The following is a 12,219-nucleotide window of genomic DNA, read 5'->3' on the forward strand; positions in this document are numbered from 1 at the left end:
CCTTATACATTTTATTAGGATTTTTTTATTGAAGAAATTCTAAATTCATTTACTTCATCTTTAGTTACAGTTAATGTTAAAAACAATTCTGACTTAGGTTCATCATGAGCAGTCTTAGATACTTTTTCAAATGATAAATACCATTTTAATGATGAAGGATTCCCTGAATCATCCCATGAAATATCGGTGAAATAACCATTTTGAAATGAATACATAGTATTTTCTTTATCTAAATTCCAAAGTATTGAAAGTTCTGTACTACTTATTTCAGAAGAAAAAATATTTGGTGGATCATCTATTTCATAATCTTCTTCAATAGTATCAATAAATGATTGGATATTACCTAATCCTGGTACTGTAGGTTTTGAAAAGCTAATATCTTTAAGTTTATTTCCATTTATAATAAATGCAGAAGTAGAACCATCACCTTGTTTTGATGAAAGTGATAATATCTTTGGTGTTCTTGTATTAGTAGAATCTAAGATTCCAAGTATATTATCATTTGAGCTATAAATATTAGTATAGCCATCTTTGCTCCAAGAAAAAATATGGTTTATAGAAGTACCGTCTTTAGAGCTTCTTACTATAATTTCTGGAATACCATTTCTTGATAAATCAATAGTTTCTACACTTATTGGCCAATTAGGAAGCGCATTTCCTAAAATAGATCCTCCGTCTTTCGGTTTTAATAAATATTCTTTGCTTTTATCTTTTAGCTTTAATATGTAACCATCTTTTTCCTTGCTTAATTCAAGTGTTTCAATATTACCATCACCATTAAAATCTTGATTTAAAGAACCATCACTATCTAATGTATTTGATGTTGCTATAACAGAATTTTTGTTTTTAGAAAAACTTATAAAAAAAGAAAAGGATAAAAGTACAACTACAAAAGCTATTAAAGAGTTAATAATAGTTTTTTTCTTTATAACTAAAAAGTTCGCCATATAATCACCTCGTTAAAGTATATGATGAAATTAACATATAAATTCAAAAAATAAGTAAAATACCTTTTAATAGTAAACAAAAAACACCCTATAAGTTATAAATAAACTTATAGGGTGTTTTTTTAGTTATTGACATTGTTTACAAATCCCATAGAAGAAAACTTTGTTTGATAAAACTTTATATTCACAAGAATCTTCAGCAGTTTTGTTTAAATCTGAGAAAGATAAACCTTCTAGATCATTTACTTTACTACAGTTTATGCATTGGATATGTGCATGCTCCATAGAATTACCATCATATCTAAAGTTACCTTCACCAACATTAATTTCCTGAATTAAGTTTACCTCTGCTAATGTTTTAAGAGCTTTATATACAGTTGCTAAGCTCATAGTAGGGTAGTCTGGTTGTAGTGCTTTATATATAGTTTCTGCTGAAGGATGTTCCTTTGTGCTCATTAAATATTTATAAACAGCTAATCTTTGAGGAGTAAGTTTTAATTTCTTTTCTCTAAAGATAGAAGTTATATTATCCATTAGTACACCTTCCTTATATATTGTTACTACTAATTATATAATATAATATGAATTCAGTCAATAAATGTTTACTAGTAATCGTTAATATTAAATAATTACTATTATTTAGTAAAAATATAATATGCAGAAAATTAATTGAATTTGAAAAAATAAATTTATTTTGATAAATATGTATAAAATCTATTGAAATAATCTGATTATTATGTTAGTATAAAGGTGGTTGTTAATTAATTAACAAACTAATGGGTGGATTTAATTTAAGCCCATTAATAATAACACAAAATTAGCATATAATACATAACAAAAGTAAATTTATGTAGAAGATTGTTAAAATATTTTTAATTTATCTTAAGGAGGAAACGAATATGTCAAAATATAAAGTTGGAGATGAACTAATAGAAGTAAAGGATCCATCAAAGGAAAAAGCTAAATTAGGTGAATTAACTCATTTAACTACAGATGGAGAATATGCTCAAATTTCTTGGGGATTAAAAATAGTAGAAGTGGAATATGAAAAGCCTTACGTTACATTAACATATAGAAACTTAAATGGTGAATTAAATAAGGTATTTGCTGAATGTAAAGATATAGAAAACTTTGACCAAGAAAAGGTTCTTGAAAAAGCTTTATTAAAAGCATTTACAAATGAAATAATAAATATTTCAGTTACAAAAAATAATTCAATACCAAAAAAAAACTAGGATTTTACTAGGTTAGTATTTAAGTATACTAGCCTTTTTTTGTAAGTGAAAATATAAAAAAATTAAGATTTAAAAGTGGCTAATATGACATTACAAAGGGGATATGATACAGTAATTCTTATATATAAGAAGGTTATAAATTTAAATAATATTTAATGTGATTTTAACCATAAAAACATATAAATTCATATAAAATAATAATATAAATAACTTTAATCATTTAAAAAGTAAAATTCAATATAATTTAGAAAAAATACTAAAATATTGAAATTAACACTTTCCTTTTTATGTAAGATGTATTATAATAAGGCTATGATTTCGTTTTCATGTGTTGGGGGGGAGAATCCATGTGTAAATGTCCATTTTGGTCAACTAAAGAAGAGTATATTAGTTGTTATAGAGAATGCCCAATGAACTTAGCTGAAAAAAAGGGAGATTGTCCTTTTAAAGAGCATTTAAATGAAAGTAGGCTAAAATTTAAAGATATAATAGTTGAAGATTTTGCTTATGCAAGCGAAAGATACTATGACTTTGATAGAGTAGACAGCATGAGTAATTATTAATTCTAAAGAAGATACCTAATAGATAGTTAAATTTAGCTAGTTATTAGGTATGTTTTATTTTTATAGTTAAAATTGTTAGGTTAATTTAATTAAAGTACAAGTAATAGCAAAAATTAATTAAGATGTTATAAAAAAATAGTCATAGCTAGATAAGATTATATCTAGTTATGACTATTTTATTTTACTAAAAATATTTTATTACTCGTTAGTACATTCGTGAAGTAATTTATGCTTTAATGTCCATAATTCATTTGATAAATCTACATAGTATGTATGAGGATTTTCAAATCTTAATACTTCAGGCCAAAGCTTAGCACATTCTTTTTTAGAAAACTCTTTTATTTCTAATACAGAAGGACTTTGATAAACTACGTTTCCTTTATCAAAGATTTTAACCATTAATTCTTTAGCATAATAGTTTTTAATTTTTTTTCTTTTCCATGTTTCAATAGGGTGGAATAAATCTAAAGTTTTATTTTCATCTATTTCTTCATGATTTAAAGCAATTAAGTCTGCAATAGCAGTATGATTTTCTTTATCAAAGATTCTATAAATCTTTTTAAATCCTGGGTTAGTTATTTTTTCAGTATTTTCACTGATTTTTATTCTTGGAACTATCTTATTATCATTTTCTACTGCAACTAATTTATAAACTCCACCAAATACAGGCTCTGATTTAGCAGTAATTAATCTTTCACCAACACCAAAGGAATCTATTTGAGCTCCTTGGCTTAATACGTCTCTAATAATATGCTCATCTAATGAGTTAGAAACTATTATTTTACAATCAGGGTATCCAGCAGCATCAAGAACTTTTCTACATTTTTTAGTTAAGTAAGTAATGTCTCCTGAATCTATTCTTATTCCTTTTGGTCTATGCCCAAGTGGAGCAAGGATTTCATCAAATACCTTTATAGCATTAGGTAATCCTGATTTTAATACATTATAAGTATCTATAAGAAGTGAGCAGTTATCAGGGTAAACCTCTGCCCATGTTTTAAATGCTTCATATTCAGTATCAAATAATTGAACCCAGCTATGAGCCATAGTTCCTACAGCAGGTACATTAAAGTACTTATCAGCTATTGTACAAGCTGTTGAATCACATCCACCTATTATAGATGCTCTAGCTCCATAAATAGCTCCATCATATCCTTGAGCTCTTCTTGATCCAAATTCCATTACAGTTCTTCCATCAGCAGCTCTACAAATTCTATTAGCCTTTGTAGCTATTAATGTTTGATGGTTTATTGTAAGTAATATCATTGTTTCTATAAATTGAGCTTGAACTACAGGTCCTTTAACGCAAACTAAAGGTTCATTAGGAAAAACAGGGTTTCCTTCTGGTATAGCCCAAACATCACATTCAAATTTAAAGGTTTCTAGATATTCTAAGAAGCTTTCTTCAAAGATATCCTTACTTCTTAAATATTCAATATCTGATTTAGTGAATTTTAGGTTAGTTAAATATTCGATTAATTGCTCAACTCCAGCCATTACACAGTAGCCACCGCCATCTGGAACTCTTCTAAAATACATATCAAAATAAGCAGTTTTATTTTGAATTCCTTTATTAAAATAGCCATTAGCCATAGTTAGTTCATAAAAATCTACTAACATTGTAAGATTTCTTTCATTAGTAACATCGAATCTCATTAAGCTTTCCATTCTTTTCTCCTCTTTAAGTGGTATATAATATAAAGTTAAATCTCCAGTATATAAATTTTCTGGATACTGCTTTACTTTAATTATAAAAGTAAAGTTGTTTGTTATTTAAATTTAAGTTGAATTCTAAAATAATTAATTATAATATAATTTTATCTATTAATATTATGTCCTAGAGACAATAGATAAATTAAAGTATAATAAATATATTGTACAACTATATATAAATTATTACAATACAGTTATTTCCAATTAAAAGGGGAATAATATTATATAATAGATTTAGTTAAGAGAAATTGTTGGAGGAAAAATGAAGGTTAATTTAGATAAATATCAAAAAGAAGCTGTTTATATAAAAGATAGAAATGTTTTAGTAGTTGCTGCACCAGGGTCAGGAAAAACTACTGTTATTATAAATAGAGTAAATCATTTAGTAGAAGATTTAGGTGTAAGGATAGGAAATATAATAGTTATTACATTTACTAGAGCTGCTGCTGATAATATGAGAAACAGATATAAAAATATGTATAATAGGGATATGGCTCCTTTCTTTGGAACTTTTCATGGTCTTTTTTATAAGATTTTATTAAAGGAAAACTTTGAAATAAAAATTATAGAGGGTGGAATAACTCATAGAATTATAAAGGGTGTTGTGTCTAAATATATTGATGATGTAACAGAAGATAAGATAAAGGAAATTATTAACAATATATCATCCTTTAAAACACAAATTATTCCCTTAAGTGAATTTAAACCTAGCATTGATAAGGAAATTTTTGAAGAATGCTATAAAAGTTATGAGGGATATAAAAAGAAGGAAAGTCTTTGGGATTTTGATGATTTATCTATAACTGCTATAAAGCTTTTAGAGGATAATCCAGATATATTATTTAAATATAAAAACTTCTTTAAATATGTTTTAGTAGATGAATTCCAAGATTGTGATGAGCTACAAATAAGATTTTTAAAGCTTATAAATGAAGGAAATGAACTTTTTGCTGTAGGAGATGAAGATCAATGTATTTACAGCTTTAGAGGGTCAAAGCCTGAATATATGGTTACCTTTAATGAAGATTTTAAAGGTGGAAAGAAGGTTTATCTTTCTATGAATTATAGAAGTAATGAAAATATAGTTGAAGCATCTAAAAAAGTTATTAAAAATAATATAAATAGAAATAATAAAGAAATTCATTCATTTAAGGATACAAAGGGAATAATTAAATACTTAATGCCTTATAATGAAACTATGCAAGGAGAAGACATAGCTAATATTATAGAAAAGGATATGGGCAGTATTGAAGATAATGCTGTTTTATATAGAACTAATATGGAAGCTAGAAGCATGATAGATGTATTTACTAGAAAAAAGATACCTTTTGTGCTTTTAGATAAGGGGTATAATTTCTTTGAACATTTTATATGTAAGGATTTATTAAGTTATTTAAGATTATCTATAAATATTAAGGATAAAGGAAGCTTTTTAAATATAATAAATAAGCCCTTTAGATATGTAAGTAGATTAAGCCTTGATTACTTAAGAGGAAATTTTGAAGATAAAAGTCCCTTTGAATTATTAATAGAAAAAAAGGATACACCACCTTATCAAGCTAAAAAGCTAGATGATGTAAGAAGGGAAATACAGTATTTAAATAAAATATCTCTAGGAGCTGCTATACAATATATTATTTCTGATTTAGGATATATAGATTATTTGAAGGAATATTCAGAAAGATATAGTCAAAGTATAGATGATTTAGAAGATATATTAGAAGAATTTAAAAGTGCTTGTGAGGGATATAAAACAATATTTGAACTTTTAACTCATGTTGAAAATGTAAAGGAACAAATAGAAGAAAGCAAGGAAACTAAAAAGGGAGTTATTTTAAGTACTATTCACGGTGTAAAGGGAATGGAATTTAAAAATGTATTTATTATAAATTGTGATGAAGAAACTATTCCGCATAAATCTTCTATGGATGATAATATAGAAGAAGAAAGAAGGCTTTTTTATGTAGGAATAACTAGAGCTATAAATAATTTATATCTTTATTCTCCTAAAACTATACGAGGTAAATTTAAAGATCCATCAAGGTTTATAGTTGAAGGTGAGTTTATAGGTGAAAGCGAAGTAAAAAGCTATGGATTAAAGGCAGGTGACCTTCTTCATCATAGAGCACATGGAGAAGGTAAAATAAGAGAAATAAATGGAGACGTAATAAAAATAGAATTTGATAAAAATGAAATAAGAAGCTTTTCTTTAAAGGTATTAATGGAAAGTAACTTAATAATAATATTAAGTTAAAAAAATAGATGTATGATAGATTTTAAAATACTATCATACATCTATTTCTATTTTATATAATTTTCATTATTTTTAATGTAATAAAAAAGTTAATAATTAAGAAAGGTTCTATTTGTACTTCATATTTTAAAACTCTTTTTAATTGTAATAATTAATAAATAAAAAGCATTAGGCATTATTTAATTTGGAGAAGTTAAAATATTTTAACATATGTCATGCTTTTGTAAAATATTTGAAAAAGATATTGAAATGTTATATACATTACTATAATATGGTAATATATGTAAAGGGTTTATAAAACATTAAAGGGGAGAAAAAAATGAGGTTTAAAAAGTTATTAACTAGTGTTATTACAGCAAGTATGCTTGCAACATCAGTTCCATATTATAATATTACTTCAGCAGAGGTTATTATGCCTGAGCCTATTATGAAGGTAACTTTTGATGAGGGAAATGCAGTAGATGTAACAGGAAGAGGAAATGATGGTAAAGTAGTTGGTTCACCTGAATTTGTTAAAGGAATAAAGGGTAAGGCTATTCATTTAGTAAATCCTGAAGGGGTAGCAGGTACATCTAAAAAGGCAGAGCAATATGTAGATTTTGGAGAAAAGGAAGATTTGAAATTTGGAGAAGAGGATTTTTCAATAGCCTTTTGGTATAAGTCATCTCCAGAGCAATCTAGAGAAGGCTCAATTGTAAGTAATAAGGATTGGAATACAGGAAATAATCCAGGTTTTAATATTGGAAATATGAAGCAAGGGGTAAATTTAAATTTTAATACTCCAGGTAATTCAGGAAGAGCAGAAACTGATAGATTCTCAAGTGCAACAGATGGAGGTTGGCATCATGTAGTTGCAGTAGTTGATAGAGACGATAAGATGACACTTTATATTGATGGAAAAGAGGCATCAGGAGGAGCAGGGCATCAATCAGGAAGCTCTACTGTAAGTATAAAAGATAGAAAGGGAACAATAGATGTTTTAAACTTTGTTTTAGGAGCAGATGGTAAATTTGAAAATTCAGTTTTAGACTCTTATATAGATGAATTAGAAGTTTATAAAACAGTTCTTACAAAGGATGAGATTATAGAACTAGGAAAATATGAAAAGGAACCAATGGAGGGTCCAGTACTTCAAGTTACCTTTGATGATGAAGGGGCTACTGATATTTCAGGAAATGAAAATAATGGAGTAGTAGTAGGTTCACCAGAATTTGTAGAAGGGATCTCGGGTAAGGCAATTCGTTTACAAAATCCAGAGGGAGTTGCAGGTGAATATGTTACTGCAAATCAATATGTTGACTTTGGAAATGAAGAAGGATTAAAGCTTGGAAAAGATGATTTTTCAATAATGTTTTGGTATAAGGCTAATGGAAATGATTCAGAAGAAGTATCTATAATAAGTAATAAAGATTGGTACACAGGTGGAAATCCAGGGTTTGCTATTGGAGATATGAGAAATGGAGCTACATTAAACTTCACAGCAAATGGTGGTAGTAGAGCAGATACAGGTCGTGTAGGAGAAGCTACAGATAATAAGTGGCATCATATTGCAGCTACATTTAACAGAACAGGAAATATGATTTTATATGTAGATGGTAAAAATACTACAAGTAAAAATATAAGTAATCAAGTAGGTAAGAGTATAGATGTAACTAATCTTATATTAGGAGCAGATGGAACTAAGCGTTATGGAGTTAAGGATTCTTATATAGATGAATTAGTTATTTATAAATCAGTTGTTACAGAATCTGAAATAGCTGAAATAAATGCACCGTATATTCTTCAAAATAAAATTGCAGAATATGAAAAGCTTGTAGAAGAGTCAACTGCATCACCTGAAAAAATAGAAAAGTTTAAATTAGAGCTTTCTAGAATAAAGGTAGAATCTGAAGGGGTAACAGATTTAGAAGAAATTGAAAGATTTAATAAAGAATTAAAAATAGCTTTTAATGAGTTTTCAGGCCCTGAAAAAGGAATAATAGAATTTGAAGTTATTAGTGATGTTCATATAACTAGTGATAATGAAGAAACTAAAAATAGTGTTAACTTTATAGATGCTATAAATGATGTAAAGGAATTTTTCCCGGATTCACTAGGAATTATGGGAGCAGGAGATTACACAGATAGTGGAAATGAAAACCAATATAAAGGTTATGCTAATATTTTAAATAACTATGGACAAGGCTTAGAGTTTTTAAATCCACTTGGAAACCATGATGTTAGATGGAAGTCAGGTTGGGATGAAGTATATAATAGATATATGAAATATAACAAGGATTATATGGGAGAAACTAATGGAAAGGTTTATCATAATAAATGGATAGATGGATATAACTTTATTGCATTAAATACAGAGTGGGATATAAAGGATAGAGCGTATATTTCACCAGAACAATTAGAATGGTTAGATAAAACTATGGCAGAGGGTGCAGAAGAAGGAAAGCCAATCTTTATATTCTTACATCAAGCAATGAGAGATACTTATTGGAATAGTAATGATTGGGAAGTAGGAATTCAAGATTTTGCATTAAAAGAAGTATTAAGAAAATATCCTCAAACAGTAATGTTTACAGGGCATATTCATAATGGATTAGGAGCTTTAGATGTAGTTAAAACTGATTATGGAACAATGGTAGATGTACCAAGTTTTTATTATAATGATTATGGTGATGGAAGAGGACAACTAGGTTATCATGTAACAGTTAATGAAGATACAATACAATTAAGTATGAGGGATTATAAAAATGATGAGTGGATGCCAGAGCATAACTTTACAATAGATTTAAATCCTGAAAATTATCTACCAGGTAAGGTATTAGATGTAAACTTTGATGATGAAACAGCTAATGACAATTCAGGAAGAGGTAATGATGGTACTTTAGTTGGAAATCCTGAATTTGTTGAAGGAATAAATGGTGGTAAAGCTATTAAAATAACTAATCCTAAAGAAATTGCAGGTAAGGAAGTGACTGCAGAACAATATGTTGATTTTGGAGAAAATTTAGATCTTAAATTTGGAGAAGATGATTTTTCAATATTATTCTGGTATAAATCAGATGCTGAAATAGAAGGTGAAGGATCAATTATATCTAATAAAAACTGGTCAACAGGAGGAAATAAAGGATTTACAATAGGAAGCTTTACTGGAGAAAGACCAGGCCTTGGATTAAACTTTAATACAGAAGGCGGTAATAGAGTAGATACAGATAGATTTGATAATGTAACAGATGGAAAGTGGCATCAAATATCATCAACCTTTGATAGAGATGGAAACATGGTTTTATATATAGATGGTAAAGAAGTCAATAGAAGAGATATAAGTGATAAATTAGGACAAGATATAGATGTAGAAGGCTTAAGTTTAGTTCTTGGAGCTGATGGAAATAAGATGTTTGGTTTATCAGATGCAGTAATAGATGAATTAAAAATCTATAAAAAGGTAATAGGAGCTGCTGAATTAGAAACAGTTTGCACACCATATACCTTAGAAGTAGGGGAAACAGAAGCAACAATAACTTGGGAATTACCTGAAAATGAATCATTAGAACCTGCGTATATAGTAGTAAATGGAAAGAAATATGCAGATATAGCATCAGGAGAAACAAGCGCAAAAATAACAGGATTAAATCCAAATGAAGAATATACTGTACTATTAGTAAATAGAGAAAAGCAATACAAAGGAAACTATAAAGACGTTTATCCATTTGTATTTACTACAAAAAGTCCAGAAGAAATAAAGGTAGAAAAACCACAAAACCTAAATGCTAAGGAAGTTACAAATAAGTCAGTAACATTAACATGGGAAGAACCAAGCAGTAAGGTAGGTTTAGAAGGATATATTATCTATAAAGATGGAAAAGAAATAGGATTAGTTGAAAATACAGAATATACAGTGGATGGGTTAAAAGCTAACACAATAACTAGCTTTAAAGTAGTAAGTAAATATAGTAATGGAGAAAAATCTAAACCAGTATCAATTAATGTAAGAACTACAAAGTAAATTTATTTTTGGCTAGCAGTTGTGATGCCCCTAATTTTTATTTAGTAGAGAGTTAATAAGGGACATGCCTCTAGATAACAACTTATTAGCCTAAGATAGTGTTAAAACTCCACCTTAGGCTAAAATTTCTGTTTATATTAGAATCTTTTAAAAGGCACTATTTGCAGTTAATGTTAATAGTGTCTTTAAATTTAGAGTATATTAATCATTAGAAAAAATGATTTAGATAGGGAAATGCACAGGGGAAATATTTAAGCAATAACATTTAGTTATAGTTTTTTTGTTTAAGAAAATATAGATTTAGGATATAATATAACTAATGAAAGTAGGTGATGTTTTGGAAAAGGAAAAGGTTAAATTAGATGAGGTTTTAAAGTTTTTATTTTCAACATCAAATAAGGTTTTAGTTAAATTATTAAATGGAATATTTGAAGAGGATTTTAATCCTAATGAAGTAGAATTAACTGTTAGTAATAATGAGTTTATAGAGCAAAATTTAGGAATATTAAGAGGAGATATGTTTTTTGATATTCTAAATAGAGATAGTAATAAAGTTAGTTACCATATAGAGTTTCAAACTAAAAATGATAATACTATGATTATTAGAATGTTTGAATATGGATTTAATAAGGGCAAAGAAAGATTAAAAGAAAATATGAGTAGGAAATCTCAGGACGTTAAAACTATATACTTTCCAAAACAAAAGGTTATATTTTTTGAGGAAAATAAAAGTATAGAAGATGAATTATCACTAAGAATAGTTTTTCCAGATGAGCAAGAGGTTACTTATTCAGTTTCAGTAATGAAATATTGGGAATATACTGATGAAGATCTTAGAGAAAAGAAGATGTATCCATTAATTCCTTTGAAATTATTTAGTTTAAGAAAAGAGCTTGAAAAAGCACAAAGGAAAAGTGATGTAAATAGAATAAAGGAACTATCAGCTATTGCAAAAGCATTAGCAGAAAAATTATCTAAAGAATCAGCCTTATTATTTGAAGAAGATGAGATTTTAGGAGAAGATTTTCATAAAATGTTATTAGCAATACAAAATTTAATAGAATATTTAAATAGGAATTATTTAAAAGATGAAAATATAGAAGAAGAGGTGAGTACAATGACAAAGACATTATATGATCCAGCAGTTGAGCAAAAAGGAATTGAAAAGGGAATTGAAAAAGGAATTGAAAAAGGAATTGAAAAGGGAATAGAACGAGGAAAAGTAGATATTCTTTTAAAACAATTACTTAAGAAATTTAAGGATGTTCCAGGTTATTATAGGGAAAAACTTTTATCTTTAGATGGAGATATAATTGATGATATAGCTCTGGATATTTTTGATATGGAATCTATAGAGGACTTAAATAAATATATAAGTAATTAAAAAGATTAAGAAAGGGGCTGTCGCATTAGCGGATTATAAAATCCGCTAGCGATAGCTCCTTTTTCATATCTATGGAAACCTGAGGCTGATTTTAGATGATGTATAAATACATCATCTAAAATA

The 12,219-nt window shown here is 27.6% G+C and carries 8 protein-coding genes; 5 read left to right on the forward strand and 3 right to left on the reverse strand.

Translation table 11 applies throughout. The features are described from left to right. Positions 1-14: 14 nt before the first annotated feature. Together ACRDBA_RS01330 and ACRDBA_RS01335 are read right to left on the reverse strand one after the other, a co-directional pair. A complete protein-coding gene (locus tag ACRDBA_RS01330) occupies positions 15-947 on the reverse strand; it encodes a hypothetical protein (RefSeq protein WP_438571147.1) in 933 nt (310 codons plus the stop codon). A gap of 126 nt (positions 948-1,073) precedes the next feature. After that, entirely contained in the window at positions 1,074-1,481 is a 408-nt protein-coding gene (locus ACRDBA_RS01335; RefSeq protein ID WP_438571148.1) for a Fur family transcriptional regulator, read from the reverse strand. Positions 1,482-1,846: 365 nt separating this feature from the next. Between ACRDBA_RS01335 and ACRDBA_RS01340 the strand changes: the two genes are divergently transcribed. Together ACRDBA_RS01340 and ACRDBA_RS01345 are read left to right on the forward strand one after the other, a co-directional pair. Further along, positions 1,847-2,182, forward strand: a complete 336-nt coding sequence (locus ACRDBA_RS01340) for a hypothetical protein (RefSeq protein WP_438571149.1) — start codon at positions 1,847-1,849, stop codon at positions 2,180-2,182. 347 nt (positions 2,183-2,529) lie between these two features. Continuing rightward, entirely contained in the window at positions 2,530-2,745 is a 216-nt protein-coding gene (locus tag ACRDBA_RS01345) for a hypothetical protein (RefSeq protein WP_438571150.1), read from the forward strand. Between the two features lie 198 nt (positions 2,746-2,943). On the opposite strand, the gene ACRDBA_RS01350 is transcribed toward ACRDBA_RS01345, so the two are convergent. Further along, positions 2,944-4,413: a nicotinate phosphoribosyltransferase gene (locus ACRDBA_RS01350; protein ID WP_438571151.1), complete on the reverse strand. Its 1,470-nt coding sequence runs from the start codon at positions 4,411-4,413 to the stop codon at positions 2,944-2,946. 307 nt (positions 4,414-4,720) lie between these two features. On the opposite strand from ACRDBA_RS01350, the gene ACRDBA_RS01355 reads away from it, so the two are divergent. The 3 genes from ACRDBA_RS01355 to ACRDBA_RS01365 all read left to right on the forward strand — a co-directional run bounded on the left by ACRDBA_RS01355 (position 4,721) and on the right by ACRDBA_RS01365 (position 12,096). After that, positions 4,721-6,712 (forward strand): ATP-dependent helicase, encoded by a 1,992-nt coding sequence (locus tag ACRDBA_RS01355; RefSeq protein ID WP_438571152.1) that lies wholly within the window; start codon positions 4,721-4,723, stop codon positions 6,710-6,712. 319 nt (positions 6,713-7,031) lie between these two features. Beyond that, positions 7,032-10,712, forward strand: coding sequence for a LamG-like jellyroll fold domain-containing protein (locus ACRDBA_RS01360; protein ID WP_438571153.1), 3,681 nt, complete (start codon positions 7,032-7,034; stop codon positions 10,710-10,712). Positions 10,713-11,049: 337 nt separating this feature from the next. Next, positions 11,050-12,096, forward strand: coding sequence for a DUF4351 domain-containing protein (locus tag ACRDBA_RS01365; protein ID WP_438571154.1), 1,047 nt, complete (start codon positions 11,050-11,052; stop codon positions 12,094-12,096). Positions 12,097-12,219 lie beyond the last annotated feature (123 nt).

This window comes from Clostridium sp., assembly GCF_051654825.1.
GTDB lineage: Bacteria > Bacillota > Clostridia > Clostridiales > Clostridiaceae > Clostridium.

Coding starts and splice junctions, on each gene's coding strand:
- ACRDBA_RS01345 (WP_438571150.1), top strand. CDS start 2,530: ATGTGTAAATGTCCATTTTGGTCAACTAAAGAAGAGTATATTAGTTGT.
- ACRDBA_RS01340 (WP_438571149.1), top strand. CDS start 1,847: ATGTCAAAATATAAAGTTGGAGATGAACTAATAGAAGTAAAGGATCCA.
- ACRDBA_RS01330 (WP_438571147.1), bottom strand. CDS start 947: ATGGCGAACTTTTTAGTTATAAAGAAAAAAACTATTATTAACTCTTTA.
- ACRDBA_RS01350 (WP_438571151.1), bottom strand. CDS start 4,413: ATGGAAAGCTTAATGAGATTCGATGTTACTAATGAAAGAAATCTTACA.
- ACRDBA_RS01355 (WP_438571152.1), top strand. CDS start 4,721: ATGAAGGTTAATTTAGATAAATATCAAAAAGAAGCTGTTTATATAAAA.
- ACRDBA_RS01335 (WP_438571148.1), bottom strand. CDS start 1,481: ATGGATAATATAACTTCTATCTTTAGAGAAAAGAAATTAAAACTTACT.
- ACRDBA_RS01360 (WP_438571153.1), top strand. CDS start 7,032: ATGAGGTTTAAAAAGTTATTAACTAGTGTTATTACAGCAAGTATGCTT.